This window comes from Pseudoalteromonas luteoviolacea (assembly GCF_001696455.1).
Taxonomy (GTDB): Bacteria; Pseudomonadota; Gammaproteobacteria; order Enterobacterales; family Alteromonadaceae; genus Pseudoalteromonas; species Pseudoalteromonas luteoviolacea_C.
This window is the reverse complement of sequence record NZ_MAUJ01000008.1, coordinates 134,140-151,271: the sequence shown is the minus strand read 5'-3', so window position 1 is coordinate 151,271 and position 17,132 is coordinate 134,140. Positions and strand designations below refer to the sequence as shown.

The 17,132-nt window shown below is 42.3% G+C and carries 17 protein-coding genes and 1 riboswitch; of the genes, 15 read left to right on the top strand and 2 right to left on the bottom strand.

Annotated features, from left to right (window positions below; translation table 11 throughout):
- Positions 1-312 precede the first annotated feature (312 nt).
- The 4 genes from A7985_RS19960 (at position 313) to A7985_RS19945 (ending at position 3,349) form a co-directional block, all read left to right on the top strand.
- Complete coding sequence (locus tag A7985_RS19960) at positions 313-945, top strand: c-type cytochrome (protein WP_065792239.1); 633 nt, start codon at positions 313-315, stop codon at positions 943-945.
- 636 nt (positions 946-1,581) lie between these two features.
- Positions 1,582-2,232, top strand: coding sequence for a class I SAM-dependent methyltransferase (locus tag A7985_RS19955; RefSeq protein ID WP_065792238.1), 651 nt, complete (start codon positions 1,582-1,584; stop codon positions 2,230-2,232).
- Between the two features lie 26 nt (positions 2,233-2,258).
- Entirely contained in the window at positions 2,259-2,837 is a 579-nt protein-coding gene (gene yihI, locus A7985_RS19950) for a Der GTPase-activating protein YihI (RefSeq protein ID WP_065792237.1), read from the top strand.
- Positions 2,834-3,349: a DUF2489 domain-containing protein gene (locus A7985_RS19945; RefSeq protein WP_065792236.1), complete on the top strand. Its 516-nt coding sequence runs from the start codon at positions 2,834-2,836 to the stop codon at positions 3,347-3,349. Before yihI ends, A7985_RS19945 begins: the two co-directional genes overlap by 4 nt.
- Positions 3,350-3,406: 57 nt before the next feature.
- On the opposite strand, the gene A7985_RS26580 is transcribed toward A7985_RS19945, so the two are convergent.
- On the bottom strand, positions 3,407-3,556 hold the full coding sequence (locus A7985_RS26580) for a hypothetical protein (RefSeq protein ID WP_176716777.1): 150 nt from the start codon (positions 3,554-3,556) through the stop codon (positions 3,407-3,409).
- Positions 3,557-3,837: 281 nt separating this feature from the next.
- Here A7985_RS26580 and A7985_RS19940 point away from each other — a divergent pair, with 281 nt between their 5' ends.
- The 8 genes from A7985_RS19940 (at position 3,838) to speD (ending at position 11,688) form a co-directional block, all read left to right on the top strand.
- Positions 3,838-4,419 carry an anthranilate synthase component II gene (locus A7985_RS19940; RefSeq protein WP_065792235.1) on the top strand — a complete coding sequence of 194 codons (582 nt, stop codon included), beginning with the start codon at positions 3,838-3,840 and terminating at the stop codon, positions 4,417-4,419.
- Positions 4,420-4,463: 44 nt separating this feature from the next.
- Positions 4,464-5,639 carry an HDOD domain-containing protein gene (locus tag A7985_RS19935; protein WP_065792234.1) on the top strand — a complete coding sequence of 392 codons (1,176 nt, stop codon included), beginning with the start codon at positions 4,464-4,466 and terminating at the stop codon, positions 5,637-5,639.
- 323 nt (positions 5,640-5,962) lie between these two features.
- Entirely contained in the window at positions 5,963-7,174 is a 1,212-nt protein-coding gene (locus tag A7985_RS19930) for an aspartate aminotransferase family protein (protein WP_065792233.1), read from the top strand.
- An 89-nt stretch (positions 7,175-7,263) separates the two neighbouring features.
- On the top strand, positions 7,264-8,289 hold the full coding sequence (gene astA / locus A7985_RS19925; RefSeq protein ID WP_065792232.1) for an arginine N-succinyltransferase: 1,026 nt from the start codon (positions 7,264-7,266) through the stop codon (positions 8,287-8,289).
- A 13-nt stretch (positions 8,290-8,302) separates the two neighbouring features.
- Positions 8,303-9,775 (top strand): succinylglutamate-semialdehyde dehydrogenase, encoded by a 1,473-nt coding sequence (astD, locus tag A7985_RS19920; protein WP_065792231.1) that lies wholly within the window; start codon positions 8,303-8,305, stop codon positions 9,773-9,775.
- A gap of 195 nt (positions 9,776-9,970) precedes the next feature.
- On the top strand, positions 9,971-10,309 hold the full coding sequence (locus A7985_RS19915) for a DUF3802 family protein (protein ID WP_172642397.1): 339 nt from the start codon (positions 9,971-9,973) through the stop codon (positions 10,307-10,309).
- A 69-nt stretch (positions 10,310-10,378) separates the two neighbouring features.
- Complete coding sequence (locus A7985_RS19910; RefSeq protein WP_065792230.1) at positions 10,379-10,792, top strand: OsmC family protein; 414 nt, start codon at positions 10,379-10,381, stop codon at positions 10,790-10,792.
- An 86-nt stretch (positions 10,793-10,878) separates the two neighbouring features.
- Complete coding sequence (gene speD, locus A7985_RS19905) at positions 10,879-11,688, top strand: adenosylmethionine decarboxylase (protein ID WP_063356831.1); 810 nt, start codon at positions 10,879-10,881, stop codon at positions 11,686-11,688.
- 35 nt (positions 11,689-11,723) lie between these two features.
- Here the strand turns inward: speD and A7985_RS19900 are convergent, their stop codons facing one another.
- A complete protein-coding gene (locus A7985_RS19900) occupies positions 11,724-13,835 on the bottom strand; it encodes a TonB-dependent receptor (protein WP_065792229.1) in 2,112 nt (703 codons plus the stop codon).
- A 107-nt stretch (positions 13,836-13,942) separates the two neighbouring features.
- Between A7985_RS19900 and A7985_RS19895 the strand changes: the two genes are divergently transcribed.
- From A7985_RS19895 to thiC, 3 genes are all read left to right on the top strand, one after another.
- On the top strand, positions 13,943-14,332 hold the full coding sequence (locus A7985_RS19895; protein WP_065792228.1) for an acyl-CoA thioesterase: 390 nt from the start codon (positions 13,943-13,945) through the stop codon (positions 14,330-14,332).
- A gap of 98 nt (positions 14,333-14,430) precedes the next feature.
- Entirely contained in the window at positions 14,431-14,838 is a 408-nt protein-coding gene (locus A7985_RS19890) for an META domain-containing protein (RefSeq protein ID WP_065792227.1), read from the top strand.
- 32 nt (positions 14,839-14,870) lie between these two features.
- Positions 14,871-14,972, top strand: a riboswitch (TPP riboswitch).
- 175 nt (positions 14,973-15,147) lie between these two features.
- Complete coding sequence (gene thiC, locus A7985_RS19885) at positions 15,148-17,100, top strand: phosphomethylpyrimidine synthase ThiC (protein WP_065792226.1); 1,953 nt, start codon at positions 15,148-15,150, stop codon at positions 17,098-17,100.
- The last annotated feature ends 32 nt before the right edge of the window (positions 17,101-17,132 follow it).

Sequence of the window (17,132 nt, the reverse complement as noted above, 5' to 3'; positions counted from 1 at the left end):
GTATTTTATTACATCTGGCCCGCTTTGCAAAAGCAAAGAAAGTCTACAAATTTTAGCGGCGTCAAGGGAATTTCTGGACTAAGTTTAATCTATGTCAAAGCCATATAAATTATAGGTTTAATCTGAGTGGAAAATATATCGAAGAATTTTTTATCGTGTACTATGTAAAAATTGCAGCGTAAAGCGTGGGCATATTGAGCGTCACTTAAGCAATTAAGTCAGTATGCATATGATTAGTCTTCACCCAGTATTGCGAATTATAGCGTATTTCGTATGGGTTGAGAGTTACAGGGTCGAAACAGAGAATTTACCATGAAAAAAATAGCATTATCTTTAACTATGCTGCTAGGTACGTTGTCAATTAACAACGTTGCAGCATTCGATGGCGACGCAGAGGCTGGTAAGGCAAAAGCGGCAACTTGTGCTGCATGTCATGGACCAAACGGCAATGCCCCTGTGACAATGTACCCGAAAATAGCTGGGCAGCATGCAGACTATATCTACAAGCAGTTAAAAGAGTTTAAGTTGGGAATGACCTCTGGTGGTAAAGAGGGTCGTATGGATCCTGTTATGAGTGGTATGGCGATGCCGCTATCAGATCAAGATATGAAAGACTTGTCTGCGTACTTTGCAGCTATGCCAATGAGTTCAGGGACAACACCTGAAGATGTGGTTGCTGCTGGCCAGAAGCTATATCGTGCTGGTGATGCGGAACGCGGAATACCGTCATGTATGGCATGTCACGGGCCTCGTGGCAACGGGACGTCTTTGGCTAAATTTCCGAAGATATCTTTCCAACACCCTGAGTATATAAAGGCTCAACTCGAAAAGTTTCGTGACGGTGCGCGTGTGAATGATGCTAACGGTATGATGAGAGATATTGCCATCAAACTGACAGACAAAGACATTGAAATATTGTCGAAATATTTAGGCGGACTGCACTAAAGTCGTATGTAATTTATACCCCCTTAGAGTTTACTCTAGGCATGAAGAAAGGCAGCTTAATAGTTGCCTTTTTTTGATCTGTTGTATGTGAGATATATCTCAAGGTGATTGTGAGATTATAGCCAAATAAAAATGTAAGCATTAACGCAAAATGAATTTTATTAAATTTATAAGCTTATGTATTTATTTGTATTTTGTTTTTTTCTCTGTTGCTGAGGTAATAATTTTGTTATTGATTAGTTGTAACTGTTTAAAATCAGCGTAGATTAATCCCTGTCGTCAAGACAATACAAAAACAGGGACAATACGGTAGGAAGCTGAGACGACAAGAATTAGGTGTTCATTTGGATACCACTTAAATGGATGAATAATAAAGCGTTAGGAAGACCGAAAATAAAAAAAGCAATGGAAGTTTGATAACAATAACAATATGGAAAGACTCACGGAAGTAAAATAAAAACAAAATGGATGATAAATAAGAAGAATAATAAAAGACTAAAAAGTCGAAGGGAGAAGTGTCCGAATTGTGACGCTCAGATTAGCAGGCGGTAGAGAGTAATCTCTGCCGTCTTTTTATTTGTACACTTTTTAATTGCTGGTACAATACTTCTTTTAAGCTCGTTTGGTTCATCATCTTTGCAAAATCCTCAAGCACTTCAGTGTGGTCTCTGTGGCGCAGGACAGCTCGAACATTACCACCAAGACAAATTTCGCGATTACTGGCAATGTCAGCGCTGTAAGTTGGTAAGTGTGGCAAAGTGGCATAGACTTTCACCGCAAGCAGAAAAAGCCATCTACGATAGTCATGAGAACGATCTCCATGATCTAGGTTACAGACGCTTCTTATCTCGAGTGTTTGATCCTGTGTGCGCGCGTTTGGATGGCATGAAGCGTGGTCTGGACTTTGGTTGTGGACCTGGCCCTTTGCTTGCCAAAATGTTTACTGAAGTCGGTCATACTGTGGCGCTGTATGATCTATATTATGCCAACGATGCTTCCGTGCTTGAGCATGAGTATGATTTTATAACGTGCACAGAAGTAATTGAACACGTGGCGCAACCAGAACAGGTATTAAGTCAATTAATGGCCCTGTTAAAGCCAGGTGCGCCGCTGGCGATGATGACTAAACTGGTAATTGATAAAACACGTTTTGCGTCTTGGCATTATAAAAATGATCAAACACACATTTCATTTTTTAGTCGCGAAACATTTGAATATATAGCAGAGCAATTCAACACCGACATTGAGTTTATTGGCAATGATGTGATCATTCTCACTAAACGTTGATTCGGTATAGTAAGTGGTAGAGAAACATGACGAGAAAGAAGAAATCACGCAAGCTGGGTGAAAACGGCACACCTCGATTAAGCAAAGAGAAATTAAGAGAGTTACGCGCGATCAAAGAGCAGCGCGTGAAAAAGAAAAAAGGTAATAAAGCAGGCACGCGAAATGCTCAAGAGGCTAAAGAGGTGCTTACTGCAAATTCGGGCGCTAAAGTTGACCCTCGTGCTGGCAGTAAGAAAAAAATTGCTTTGACGCCAGATCAAAACCCTCAACCTAAGACGCCACAAATGAATCGTGACTTGAAGCCGCAAGCGATGTTAAGTAAGGCTCATGAGCCTGAGTTGACGTTAGAGGAAGAGCTTCAACAGCTAGAAAATGATGAGCGCCTAATGAAGTTACTTGAACTACATGAGCGTGGTGAGTTATTGACTGGTAAAGACGCGAAATTCTTTAATCGTGCCATTGCGCGTCATCAAGAGTTGTGTGAGTTACTTGGTATTGATGATGAATTTGAAGAAGAAGACATGGTTGATGCTGATCCATTAGCTGATTTTGTCAGTAATGACTTAGCAGACGAATGGTTAAGTGATGACGAGGATGATAAATGAGTACGTTGTGGATCATTGCGCTTGTAATCGGCGCGTTGATAGTAGCGGGTCTCGCTTTTTATGCTGGTAAGCTGCTATGGCAATTGAAAGTACAAAAAGAAACCATTGCTAAATTGAAAGCTGAGCAAGCCGACAAGTTAGAAAAATCTAGACAAGAGCGCAATGGTAAGCTGGCGGATAGTATCAATTTGATAGCAAAAGCGATGAAACAAAAGCAGTGTGAATATTCAGAAGGGTGTTTGCGAGTTTGGGTACTCATCTCACAGTATAGTTTTGATAAAGAAATCTCTCTTGAAACGACTTATCCGGGCGTTTATGAGATGTATGATGAAGTCAAAGAAATGCCAACACACGATGCTAGAAAAAAGTATTCCAAGAAAGAAATTTTTAAAATGGATACGAAGCGTTGGCGTGCTGAAGAGCGCCTAGAGGCGCAAATTCTGCAAGACTGTGACAAGCTGCTCAATGAATTTAAAGCTTTGCCTGGCAGTGAAAACGTTGTTTTCCAATAGCGCGTTGACCGAAATTTTATTGTGTAGGGGCAATTAATATATGCCCCTAGGTTCGCTTTATTGGGTCTTACAGGTAACTTGACCTTTTGAAAAATCATTAAATTTTGCGAGTGCAGCGCCAGCGGCTATTCTAGCCGTTTTATCTGCGTCAAGGTATTGATTTAAAGATAAGTTTTTGATGTTTTTCTTCTTCATTATTAGTGTCATATTTTTTCCTTAATCATTATTGGCTATGCCATTCTTTACTTTACCTATAACAAGTATTTTTGCCATCACCTGTCTGTAAGAATATATTTCCAAGAGTAGGTGCACTGAGGAGTTTCCCAGTTTTAAGAGTTAATGTTAGCTTGCGGACTAAATGTGGTAACATGGCGCGCCACACGGTACGCACAATGTTTGACATAGTCAGTGTGTGTGTGAAGGTTTTTTTGGTGTTTTGCTGCGGTAGTGAAAATGGCAAGTTGTAATCGTTTTGAGGTGAAAACTGAATGTTATTAATGATCGATAATTACGATTCTTTCACGTTTAACCTCGTTCAATATTTTCAAAAGCTAGACCAAGAGGTCTTAGTTAAGCGCAATGATGAGATTTCCCTCGCGCAAATTAAACAGCTCAATCCTCAACATATTGTGATTTCGCCGGGTCCATGTAGTCCCAATGAAGCCGGTATTTCTTTGCAAGTAGTAGAACAATTGCAAGGTGATTTTCCCATATTGGGTGTTTGTCTTGGCCACCAAACCATCGCACAAGTATTGGGTGCGAGAGTGATGAGAGCGAAACAGGTAATGCATGGCAAAGTTTCTAAACTTCACCATAATAATAAGGGCGTATTTAATGGGTTACCTAGTAGCTTTAACGTGTGTAGATATCATTCTTTAGCAGTAGATATTGAATCTCTTCCCCCTGAATTGGCGCTCACCGCTTGGACTCAGACTGAAACGGGGGTGCTAGATGAAGTGATGGGTTTATGTCATACTGAACGCGCGTTAGAAGGGGTACAATTCCATCCTGAGGCTATCTTAACCGAGTATGGGCTAAGACTACTTGATAACTTTATTGCTCGCTTCTAACCTTTAAAGAGCAAATTCTAATATACCAAAAAAGATTATAATTGATGACACAAGACATTAGGCAGTCACATATTGCCCAGGCAATTGCACAGCGTGCACATGACGTTCTAATCAGCCACAACTTTGCACAACAGCAAATAGGATACATTCATACTTTTGATATGAACTTTGGCGAGTCGGTTCCGCAAAGAACCATGCTAGAGGTCGAGTTAGCTGCTGCCGCAAAACGACAAGAAAAAAGCACCAGTCATCATAAGTATATTGCAAAAGCCAGTAATCATTTACATCAAGTAATAGAGTCTGGTATTGAAATGCAATTAAGTGACTTAGATTCTATCTATTCTGAGGTTGTAGGTGTTCAGGATGCGGTTCCGACGATTCTGGATATTCTTGCTGTAAAGTCTGCTTCAGTCGGTCGATTAGAACCTTTGGTCAACGATCTGTCGTGGTTAGGCCGAGATTTAGTGTCATTGGTTAATTTACCCCAATATCGCAAAGTAAATAGCAAAGGCACTTCGGTTAAAGTGGATACGCCAGCCTTAGCATTGCGTTACCTTGGTCTTGAAAATTTGCAAATGGTCATTCCGACTTTTGCGGTACGTCATTGGATGCCACATTCAACAGAACCATTTCCATTGTTAAAGCGGAAGTTACGCGATATCAGTATGGCGACTGCAATTGCCGCAAAAGCGCTTGCGCCGTTATATGACGTAAAAGAACAGCATGCGTTCACACTGGGCATGCTTGCTGATTTAGGCAAGATTGCGCTCACACGCCTTTATTTAAAAACGTTTGATCGCGTCTGGCAGGGAAAAATAAAAATCGCCCGTGATAAAAATCAAAAGGACCTTCATACTGCTTTATTAGAGCTTGGCCCGGACCCCTTATTTTTACGAAATTTGTTATTGGAGCATGCGCCAACGGTTTCTCAACGTCTGGTCGAGCAAATGGCATTCAAATATCTGCCATTTAATGCGGCGATAACAGAAGTCGCGCAAAGTTATTTGCCAAACATGAATAAAAATCTTGATGATTTATTGCCTTTAACTCAGGTGTTAAAAAAAGCATATGGCTATGCGCAATATCAATTGTTAAAAGACAGTCACTTGATAGAAGATGAAGAAGCAAAGTATTGGTTTGCCCACCTAGAATTGACAGACCAAGAGCAAGATTTATTGTCAAAAACTTCGTTACAGAGCCTACAACTGACAATTTTGTAAAAAAACTGGAAATTTTTTCTCGCTTATTCATTCATTCGCCCCACCGCCAGAGATCGACTAAAATCCTTATGTGGTGGGGGCGTATCCAATCTAATCGCTAATAGTTATTCACTGTTCATGAAAAATTATACTAAAGCCTTGAATATTAAGGGCTGCAGGAATGTTTTCTATGAGACATTAAGGTAATTTTTTGGAATAATGTGCGTATGAAATTTGCACCGATTTGGGTAAATTCGGATCTTTTACATGACGGTTGAAGGTAATTGTTGTTAAAGCCGAGCGCTCAATTTTCAGTGCTGAACTCGCTAAAATGAGGATTTAAAATGACTATTAATCGTGAATTATTCGATCAAGTAATGGTACCTAACTATTCACCTTCTGCTGTTATTCCTGTTAAAGGTGAAGGATCTCGTGTTTGGGACCAAGAAGGTCGTGAATACATCGATTTTGCAGGTGGTATCGCTGTAAACTGTTTGGGTCATTGTCACCCTGCACTCGTATCTGCTTTAAAAGAGCAAGGCGAAAAAATCTGGCACTTATCAAATGTCATGACCAATGAACCAGCACTTCGACTAGCTAAGAAACTGACTGACGCAACGTTTGCTGATAAAGTTTACTTCGCTAACTCAGGTGCAGAAGCGAATGAAGCAGCATTGAAGCTGGCACGTCGTTGGGCACTAGATAAGTTCGGTGCTGAAAAATCTCAAATCATTGCATTCAACAAAGGTTTCCACGGTCGTACTTTCTTCACGGTAACAGTGGGTGGTCAGGCAGCTTACTCTGATGGTTTTGGTCCAAAGCCAGGCGACATCGCTCATTGTGATTACAATGACCTTGCAGCTTTTGAAGCGCTAATCTCTGATAACACATGTGCAGTTATGATGGAGCCACTTCAAGGTGAGGGCGGCATCGTTTCTCCTGAAGCTGATTTTGTTAAAGGTGTTCGTGAGTTGTGTGACAAGCACAATGCGTTGCTTATTTTTGATGAAGTACAAACAGGTGTTGGCCGTACGGGTGAGCTTTATGCGTATCAAGGTCTAGACGTCACACCAGATATCCTAACGACGGCAAAAGCGCTTGGCGGTGGTTTCCCAATTGGTGGCATGATCACAACTGCTGACATTGCACAGCATTTAAAGATTGGTACTCACGGTTCTACATACGGTGGTAACCCACTAGCGTGTGCGGTTGCAGAAGCTGCATTTGATACAGTAAACACACCAGAAGTACTTTCAGGTGTTAAAGAGAAAGAAGCACTATTCCGTGAGTTGCTAACAGCAATTAACGACAAGTACCAAGTATTCTCTGAAATCCGTGGTAAGGGTCTACTATTAGGTGGTGTAGTGACAGAGAAGTACGCGGGTAAAGCTAAAGAGTTCTTAGTTGAAGGTGTTAAAGAAGGCGTTATGTCACTGGTTGCTGGTGCAAATGTTGTTCGTTTTACACCGTCTTTGGTTATTCCTGAAGCGGATATCCGTGAAGGTCTAGCGCGCTTTGAAAAAGCGGTTGCACGCGTTGTTGAAAACAACGCTTAAGTTATTGCACTAACCTGAGTGTTATAACCAATGCGGTGTTCTATATGGACACCGCCTGTCTAAAGGTTTATTGAGGAGTAAGCGGGCTCATGATGATCCTTCGCCCAATCCAAAAAAGCGATTATCCAGCGCTTTTGAACATTGCCCAAGAGTCGGGGCATGGTTTTACTTCATTACCTCTAAATGAAGAGTTGTTACAAAACAAGATTGAACGTTCAATGACGTCTTTTGGCAAAGAAACGGATGTCCCATTCGATGAAGGGTATTTGTTTGTGCTTGAAGATACAGAGACGGGAGAAGTTGTTGGAACCAGCGCAATTGAAGCTGCGGTTGGACTTGACGACGCGTTTTATCACTATCATTTGAGTAAAGTTATCCATTCATCTCGTACTCTGAATGTTTACAAAGCAGTGGATATTCTTACTTTATGTAATGATTACACTGGCGCAACAGAGCTTTGTACTTTGTTCTTAAAAGATAAATACCGCAAAGGTTTCAATGGCAAGTTACTGTCAAAATCTCGCTTTATGTTTATTAACCAACATAGAACGCGTTTTGCAGAGACTGTGATTGCGGAAATGCGTGGTGTATCAGATGAAAATGGTAGCAGCCCATTTTGGAAGTGGTTAGAAGAGCACTTTTTCTCAATGGACTTTCCAACGGCAGATTACTTAACTGGTATTGGTCAAAAGGTCTTTATTGCGGAACTGATGCCGAAATACCCAATTTATGTAAACTTATTGAGTGAAGAAGCACAAGCGGTTGTTGGTGAGGTGCACGACAATACGCGTCCTGCAATAGAACTGCTAAAAAGTGAAGGCTTTACATTCAACGGTTACGTGGATATTTTCGATGCGGGTCCAACAGTAGAAGCTAAAGTCGATAACATTCGCACAATTCGCGCGACAGAATTTTTTAAAGTGCGTATTGATGATGCTGTGAAATCACAAACGGGTGGTTCCCCAGTGCTTATTGCAAATGATAAACTTGCAGGTTATCGTGCGACGGCAATTGAGCTAGAGATGCCTCAAGGCGATGAAATCGCTATTTCGGCAGAACTTGCAAGCGCGCTTCAGGTCACTGATGGCGACACCGTTAGTATCGCAACTCTTTAATTGGGAAAGAATTATGACAACACATGCAGCACAATTTATCAATGGTCAATGGTTAGCTGGTGAAGGTGCAGAATTTGCGTCTTTAAATCCAGCAAATAATGAACAAATCTGGTCGGCAAATGCTGCGACCGCAGAGCAAGTAGACAGTGCAGTTAAATCTGCGCGTGAAGCATACTATCTGTGGAGTGACCTATCTTTTGAAGCGCGTTTAGACATCGTCAAGCGCTTTGCAGAAGTATTAAAAGAGCACAGCGAAGAGCTTGCAATTGCAATCGCGAAAGAAACAGGTAAGCCACTATGGGAAACGCGCACTGAAGCGGGTGCAATGGTGGGTAAAATTGCTATTTCTGAAAAAGCATACCAAGAGCGCACGGGTGTAGTTGAAAATGCGATGCCTGTAGGCCGCGCAGTGATCCGCCATAAAGCGCACGGTGTTGTTGCTGTATTTGGCCCATACAATTTCCCAGGTCACTTGCCAAATGGTCACATTGTTCCGGCATTGCTTGCGGGTAACACCGTAGTATTTAAGCCGTCTGAAATGACGCCATATGTTGCAGAATTAACGCTGCAACTGTGGGAAAAAGCAGGTTTACCAGCAGGCGTGATCAACCTAGTTCAAGGTGAAGTAGAGACTGGTAAAGCGCTTGCTTCGCACAAAGGCATTGATGGCTTATTCTTCACAGGTTCTTCTCGTACAGGTCATTTCCTGCATGAGCAGTTCGCGGGTCAGCCTGGCAAAATTTTGGCACTAGAGATGGGTGGTAACAACCCACTGATCGTGAAAGATGTGTCAGACACAAAAGCGGTAGTGCATGACATCATCCAGTCTGCGTTTATTTCGAGTGGTCAGCGCTGTACGTGTGCGCGTAAGCTATTCTTACCACAAGGTGAGCAGGGCGATGCAATCCTAGCGCAATTATTACGTGCGACTAAAGCTATCAAGATTGGTAACTTCGATGATGAAGATCAGCCATTCATGGGTTCTATGATCTCAGAAGCGGCCGCAGCGGGCATGGTTGCTGCTCAGCAACAACTTGTTGAACTCGGCGGTGAGAGTTTACTAGAGCTGACTCACACTCAAGGTACTGGCTTTGTAACACCAGGTATTATCGAGTGTACTAACGTGACAGACTTCCCTGATGATGAGCATTTCGGCCCGCTATTAAAAGTGTTCCGTTACACAGACTTTGATGCTGCCATTGAACTAGCAAATGATACGAGCTTTGGCCTATCTGCGGGTCTACTAAGCGACAATGAAGCCGATTACGACCATTTCCTACGTCGTATCCGCGCGGGTATTGTTAACTGGAATCGTCCAATTACAGGTGCTTCAAGTGCTGCACCATTTGGTGGTATTGGTGCATCTGGTAACCACCGTGCAAGTGCTTACTATGCGGCGGATTATTGTGCGTACCCAGTGGCATCTGTTGAACTTGAAAAAGTTACATTACCAGGAAGCTTGAGTCCGGGCCTATCATTGGATTAAAATTACCTCCAATCGGTAATTTATAATAACGCGTGACGCAATATTATTTTGCATTGAATTTATCTCACGCTTTATTCTTAAAAAAGCAGCATTCGCTGCTTTTTTATTTTTCTGGGGCGCTGAAAAGTAGCAATCAGATCAAGTTTCTGCTTAAATCAATAGGAGATGTCGTTGGTAAACTCAGGTGGGCAATATATGGTTTTAGATAAACAAGGATATGATGAGTTAGTCATGTATCTGACACAAAATTTAGCCTTGTTTGAGAAGCCGGGTGTAGTAAAGCCTAATGCACCTAAGGTTGTTGAATTAATTGAAGATGTCATTGCTGAGCACGTGATCCGCTTGTGTGAACAGCATACTGGATTGTCGACTGAACAACGCAGCTTGATTGTGAGAGAAGTCGATGGCATTGTTTATGACCTACAGGAAGTGTTGTCTAGCGTTGTCGATCAGCGTGTAACTGAAGAACAACAAGAGTTTATCGAAGAGTTTGCTGGTTTAGTTAAAAATTTATTTGATTCAGCTATTCAGTGATCTGAGATAAAGATTGAAAGAAGTTAACACCGCCTATTGGCGGTGTTATTCGTTTTAAGAAGGTAAAATATGCAAGCAAGTGTAAAATGGGTTGAAGGCGATACGTTTTTAGGACGTTCTAACTCGGGTCACAACGTGGTTTTTGATGCTGGCAGTGACAGTGCTGCACCAAGTCCTATGGAAATGGTGCTAATGTCTGCTGGTGCTTGCGCGTCTGTGGATGTCGTGAGCATTTTGAAAAAGGCTAAGCAAATTGTCCACAATGTTGAAGTAAAGCTTTCTGCTGAGCGTGCGGAATCAGCGCCTAGAGTATTTACAAAAATCAATCTACACTTTGTGGTTACTGGTGAGAATGTGTCTGAAAAGCACCTCGCACGTGCCGTTAATTTGTCAGCGGAAAAGTATTGCTCGGTGGCTTTAATGCTTGAAAAAGCAGTGGAAATTACACATACCCACGAGGTTGTACAAAGTGAAGAAAAATAACGCTTTTTCAGCGACTATTTTTCGTATAAAATCCGCGAACTTTTAGTTCTGCAGCGCAGATTTTCTTGTTTTAAGGTGGGTCTATCGTGAACAAGCCCTTTAATAAAATTAAACTCCATGGCTTTAACAACTTAACAAAGAGTTTAAGCTTTAGTATCTACGATATTTGCTACGCCAAAACTGAGCAACAGCGAAAAGAGTACATTGAGTATATCGATGAACAGTACAGTGCTGATCGTCTGACCGATATTTTAAAAGAAGTTGTCGATATCATCGGTGCCAATGTCTTGAATATTGCTCGTCAGGATTATGATCCACAAGGTGCCAGCGTCACAATTTTGGTATCTGAAGAGCCTGTTGAAGGTACCGTGCCACACAGTCAAGAAACTCCGGGGCCATTACCCGACTCTGTGGTTGCACACCTAGATAAAAGCCATATTTGTGTACATACCTACCCAGAAGCACACCCACATGATGGTATTTGTACTTTCCGTGCAGATATTGAAGTGTCAACGTGTGGCATTATCTCGCCACTCAAAGCATTGAACTTTTTGATCCACTCATTAGAGTCTGACGTGGTGACAATCGATTATCGTGTGCGCGGTTTTACACGTGACGTGAATGGGGTGAAGCATTATATCGATCATCCAATCCATTCTATCCAGAACTTTATGACTGATGACACTAAAGACGCCTATCAAATGGTGGATGTGAATGTGTATCAGGAAAACTTGTTCCACACCAAAATGATGTTGAAAGAAACCGACTTAAACACGTATCTTTTCGGTATTACAACGGACGAGTTAACGGATGAGGAAGAAGAGGAAATTCGCAATAAGCTTAATCGCGAAATCCAAGAAGTTTTCTATGGTAGAAACTTACCGGATCCCGAGTAAATTGAGAAAAAACGGCGCTTTAAGCGCCGTTTTTTTTAATGTTCGTATTTAAATGTAATCCCCACTAACCTTGGTTCGCCATACTGAACATAATCCCTAACGGCATAGCTTAGCCTAGGGTCGGCTGCGAATTGGAAGCCCCTTACTGGGATATCTCTATCGGCTAAATTTCTTCCCCAGAATGTCAGTGACCACTGATCCGCGTAATATGAAGCGCTGGCGTTAATTAAATTGTGACTTGGGGCTTGACCAAAGTGACTATCAGAAAGGTAGTAATCGTCTTTACCTTCAAGGCCGACTTGTACAGAGATTGCTTCTGAAAAGTCATACTGTAAATTTGCTGAATATTGATACTTTGGTGCCTGTGCTTGCTCACGACCATCTAGACTTACAAGTACATCGTTACCTTGATCATCTTCTTGTGTGATTGCGTAGTCATTAATCTTGGTTTCTAAATAGCCAAGAGTATAGTTAAAGCTTAACGCGTCACTCAGTTTTGAATGTCCTTCGATTTCAATACCATAATTCGTTCCGTCGGCGGCGTTACTGATAAAGGACGTAAACTCTGCGCCACTTAGCTGCAATCCTTGATTCAACTGCATACTATCTCGGTCCATATAAAACGCAGTGATATGAAGTGTATGGCGAAGGTCTTTTGATTGTCCCTTCACACCAAACTCATAGTTCCAGATGTATTCAGGATCAAAATTGGCTGGTAAGTCAGTACTGTTATTTGCACTGGCCAACGCTACTGCATTGATACCACCGCTCTTATATCCGCGATTAACACTTGTATAAATCATCGTCTGAGGCGTGGCTTGATACTCTAGGGCAATTTTACCGCCTAGCATTGTATCGTCGGTCGACTGATTGACTTGTCTACTGTCAATGTAATCGGAGTCAAAGCGCTCAGCTCGAAGGCCAGTAATAAGTTGTGTTTGTTCATTTAAATCGGTGATTTTATGAATAAACACAGCGTGATTATTTACCTCATTAGACGACTTAAAAACATCACTGACCCATGAGTAATGTCGAGTCAAATCGACGTCATATTTTTGCGTGAAAAGTCCCACAGTCCAGTCGGCGTCTTTACTGGTAAGGCGCACTTCCAACGCGCCTCGCTCATGGTCTCTCAAGTACTGATCTGTCGCTGCGCCCCAGTAGTTTTCGTTAAGCCCAGCTTCGCAAAGGACTGGCTGTGAAGCGTCTGTGCAAGTCCAATCTTCGTCGTAGCTGTATTCTGTATCGGCTTGCAAGCCTGTCGCAATGACTTCAAGATTAAATAGGTCGAAGCCTTGATAATCCATATTTACTGCAAAAGCGTCGCTTTGCTGAGTATCTTTACCCGGTTGATCTGCAACACTTGTGCGGCTGTTATCTAGGGTAAAACCATCGTAACCATTGTCTATATCGATCAAGTGGTAAGTGAACCCTATTTTTAGATCATCGCTAAGCTGTGAATTGAGCTTAATTCGAGCGACGCGTTCATCTTGATCCTGTGTGTCTTGATTTAAAAATATGTTGTCTACGTACCCATCTGACTTTTTCTGATACAAACTGACACGAGCTGCTGTGGATTCCGTGATACCTGTGCCTGCTGCAATACCTGCTTCATAAGTACCATAATTAGCAGCGCCTAATTTAACTTTAAATTGATTACTTTGGCTGGCGGCTGCAGAGTGCATATCGATAACCCCGCCCATCGCGTCTGCACCGAACTTTGTCCCCTGCGGACCGCGATAAATTGCAACTTGGTCAACGTCAAATAGCAGGCTACTCCCCCCTAGTCCAGAGTAGTTAATGCCATCAATAAGCAGACCCACACTCGGTGTAATTGGGTCGACAAACTGTGAGCGTAATCCGACTCCACGGATCTGAACGAAGCGACCGCGTGACGCACCAGCTGTAAAGTTAACATTTGCCGCACTATTTAATATTTCATCTAAATAGCTCGCGCCACGTGTATGGATTTCAGACTCGTCAAAAACAGACGCGCTGGCACTTAAAGTGAGCAATGATTCTTGTTGAAAGTCTCCAGTAACTTGAATCTTTTCAATATCTTGGTTTGAAGATGTTTGTTCAGCAGCAGCTGTATTTGAAAATGCCACCGATAAACTGGCAGCGAGCAATGAGAGTTTTAGCTTCATTTGTTATTTATAGTCCCGTGTTAGTTGCGCTCTAGTTTAGCAAAAGCCCGACCACATAACTGAATATTTATGATATAAACTTTCGCATTCTAATCAGAGGACGAACTATGACGTTTAAAGTTGACTTTAAAGTAAGAGATTATGAATGCGATTTGCAGGGGATCGTTAACAACAGCGTATACTTTAATTATTTAGAGCATGCACGACATGAGTTTTTAGCATACAAAGATATTGACTTTGCAGCACTGGCGGAACAAAAAATCAATCTTGTGGTGATACGATCAGAAATGAACTACAAAGATTCACTGAGGCCAGGTGATGAGTTTTATGTTGAAGTTGAGGCTCAAAAAGAGAGTAAATTAAGATTTGCCTTCTATCAAAAGGTAATAAGAAAGCATGATCAAAAACTAATGCTGGATGCCGTAGTGACTGGGACTTCGGTTAATGAGCGTGGTAGACCGTTCCTACATCAGGAAATTGAGCGGCTATTTTCTTAATTTTTGTACAAAAAGGCAAATTATTACACATTTTTACTGCCTATTCTGTGCGACCAAGCGTTATAATTAAGTTTGATTTTTAAACGTTTGGTTTACCAATGAAAAAGACCTTTTTATTTTGTCTAATGAGCTTCGTACTCATTGGCTGTAAAAGTACAGGGACGGTAAACGCTAATTCGCTCAAATATTCCAGTTGGCAATTGAAAGCGCCAGCAGAGATAGCAGCGCAGGACGCCATTACAATAGAATTTTTAGATGCGTTCAGAGTAAATGGATACGCTGGGTGTAATCGCTTTTTTGGTCAGGGTGAAATTAGAGAAGGGCAGTTATTTGTGTCTAACATAGGTATGACGCGCAAACTCTGTGAACCCGAGATAAATGCAAAGGAACAAGCATTTTTGAATATGCTGCAAATCGGAGCACCCATAGAACGTGTTGCCGATGAATTAGTTTTGCGTGGCGAAGCAAATTGGCATTTCGGACCAGTTGAAAGGCGCTTTGACTAATCGCCTGACATTCAGTAGACTTTGTCTCAATTCGTTACTTGTCGGAGTGCCCATTTGGGCTGAGATCGCTGTATTGCGGGATCCGTGGACCTGATCAGGTTAATGCCTGCGTAGGGAACAAGCTGCTTAGTGTGTGTCACCAAACTTGGATACCTAAGCTGCAATTTGTTAGCGTCGTGCTAATGAGTTATCCACCAACATCTGCACTGATATCGTTATTGGTTTTATCAATAGCGAGGTCGTGTATGAACCCAGTCTCTTCCTTTTCGGAATTCTGACAAGACACCTTAACTAAAAATGAGGCACGTCATGTCAAATAACAGTAGCAAGTTGTCACGTCGCGAATCGCGCGAAGCGGCTTCGGAATTTATCTATAACCTTAAGGGCCAACCATTCCCGAACTCTAAAAAGATTTATGTAGATGGTGAGCAAGAAGGTGTTCGCGTGGGGATGAGAGAGATCTCGTTGAGCGACTCTTTCGTGGGTGGAACAGAAGAAGAACCTGTTTTTGAAAAGAATGAGCCTGTCAGAGTGTATGATACGTCAGGCCCTTATACAGATCCTGAATTCACGTTAAACGTACGTGAAGGCTTACCTAAATACAGAGAGAATTGGATTGTTAATCGAGATGACACGGAGTTATTAAACTCAGTAACGTCTCAGTTCTCTCAGCAGCGTATGGCTGATGAAGGTTTAGACCACATTCGTTTTGAGAACTTACCCAAGATTCGCCGCGCGAAACCAGGCAAAAATGTCACGCAAATGCACTATGCTCGCCAGGGCATCGTAACGCCTGAAATGGAGTTTGTTGCGATCCGTGAAAACATGGGGCGTGCAAAGATCCGTGAAGAGTTGTTAGCACAACAACATGAAGGCCAATCTTTTGGGGCTGAAATCCCTGATTTTATTACGCCTGAGTTTGTGCGCTCAGAAGTTGCTCGTGGTCGTGCAATCATTCCAAACAACATTAATCACCCAGAATCTGAGCCTATGATTGTTGGCCGTAACTTCTTAGTTAAGGTGAATGCCAATATCGGTAATTCATCGGTGACATCGTCTATCGAAGAAGAAGTTGAAAAACTAGTATGGTCTACTCGTTGGGGGGCGGATACCGTAATGGATTTGTCTACGGGCCGCTATATCCATGAAACGCGAGAGTGGGTTGTACGTAACTCTCCAGTACCCATCGGTACAGTGCCAATTTACCAAGCACTTGAAAAAGTGAATGGTGTTGCAGAGGATCTTACTTGGGAAATCTTCCGTGACACGCTGATTGAACAAGCAGAACAAGGTGTGGACTACTTTACAATCCACGCGGGCGTACTGTTGAGATATGTGCCAATGACGGCTAAGCGCGTGACAGGGATTGTATCTCGTGGCGGTTCGATTATGGCGAAGTGGTGTCTTGCACATCATAAAGAAAACTTCCTATATACACACTTTGAAGACATCTGTGAGATTATGAAGCAATATGATGTTTGTTTCTCTCTAGGTGATGGTTTGCGCCCAGGTTCAATTGCTGACGCGAATGATGACGCGCAATTATCAGAACTGCGTACTCTCGGTGAGTTAACCAAGATTGCATGGGAACATGATGTTCAGGTCTTTATTGAAGGCCCTGGTCACGTGCCAATGCACATGATCAAAGAGAACATGGATGAGCAGCTTAAGCATTGCCATGAAGCACCTTTTTACACACTTGGTCCACTCACCACTGATATTGCTCCGGGCTATGACCACTTCACTTCAGGAATTGGTGCAGCGCAAATCGCTTGGTATGGCACCGCCATGCTATGTTATGTAACACCAAAAGAGCACTTAGGCCTACCAAACAAAGAAGACGTTAAAGAAGGCTTGATCACTTACAAAATTGCAGCCCATGCAGCTGATCTTGCTAAAGGCCACCGTGGTGCGCAAATCCGAGACAATGCCTTGTCTAAAGCGCGATTCGAATTCCGTTGGCACGACCAGTTTAACCTGAGTCTAGATCCTGAAAGAGCGCTTTCTTACCATGATGAGACGCTGCCACAAGAGTCCGGTAAAGTAGCTCACTTCTGTTCTATGTGTGGTCCTAAGTTCTGCTCAATGAAAATCACTCAAGACGTTAGGGATTATGCCAAAGAGCTTGAAGCACGAGGTATTGACCCGAACAACGTAGGTGACGCCATCGAAATTAAAATGATCGATGTTGAAGCTGAAATGAAAGCGAAATCGGAAGAGTTCAAAAGCAGTGGCTCTGAGATATATCACAAAGCTATCTAGTCCAGTTCACACCATTTGCTAACGCAAATGGT

What these genes read in the sequence shown, in the direction of transcription:
- A7985_RS19960 (WP_065792239.1), top strand. Translation starts at nt 313, where the DNA reads ATGAAAAAAATAGCATTATCTTTAACTATGCTGCTAGGTACGTTGTCA.
- yihI (WP_065792237.1), top strand. Translation starts at nt 2,259, where the DNA reads ATGACGAGAAAGAAGAAATCACGCAAGCTGGGTGAAAACGGCACACCT.
- A7985_RS19945 (WP_065792236.1), top strand. Translation starts at nt 2,834, where the DNA reads ATGAGTACGTTGTGGATCATTGCGCTTGTAATCGGCGCGTTGATAGTA.
- A7985_RS26580 (WP_176716777.1), bottom strand. Translation starts at nt 3,556, where the DNA reads ATGACACTAATAATGAAGAAGAAAAACATCAAAAACTTATCTTTAAAT.
- A7985_RS19940 (WP_065792235.1), top strand. Translation starts at nt 3,838, where the DNA reads ATGTTATTAATGATCGATAATTACGATTCTTTCACGTTTAACCTCGTT.
- A7985_RS19935 (WP_065792234.1), top strand. Translation starts at nt 4,464, where the DNA reads ATGACACAAGACATTAGGCAGTCACATATTGCCCAGGCAATTGCACAG.
- A7985_RS19930 (WP_065792233.1), top strand. Translation starts at nt 5,963, where the DNA reads ATGACTATTAATCGTGAATTATTCGATCAAGTAATGGTACCTAACTAT.
- astA (WP_065792232.1), top strand. Translation starts at nt 7,264, where the DNA reads ATGATGATCCTTCGCCCAATCCAAAAAAGCGATTATCCAGCGCTTTTG.
- astD (WP_065792231.1), top strand. Translation starts at nt 8,303, where the DNA reads ATGACAACACATGCAGCACAATTTATCAATGGTCAATGGTTAGCTGGT.
- A7985_RS19915 (WP_172642397.1), top strand. Translation starts at nt 9,971, where the DNA reads ATGGTTTTAGATAAACAAGGATATGATGAGTTAGTCATGTATCTGACA.
- A7985_RS19910 (WP_065792230.1), top strand. Translation starts at nt 10,379, where the DNA reads ATGCAAGCAAGTGTAAAATGGGTTGAAGGCGATACGTTTTTAGGACGT.
- A7985_RS19900 (WP_065792229.1), bottom strand. Translation starts at nt 13,835, where the DNA reads ATGAAGCTAAAACTCTCATTGCTCGCTGCCAGTTTATCGGTGGCATTT.
- A7985_RS19895 (WP_065792228.1), top strand. Translation starts at nt 13,943, where the DNA reads ATGACGTTTAAAGTTGACTTTAAAGTAAGAGATTATGAATGCGATTTG.
- A7985_RS19890 (WP_065792227.1), top strand. Translation starts at nt 14,431, where the DNA reads ATGAAAAAGACCTTTTTATTTTGTCTAATGAGCTTCGTACTCATTGGC.
- thiC (WP_065792226.1), top strand. Translation starts at nt 15,148, where the DNA reads ATGTCAAATAACAGTAGCAAGTTGTCACGTCGCGAATCGCGCGAAGCG.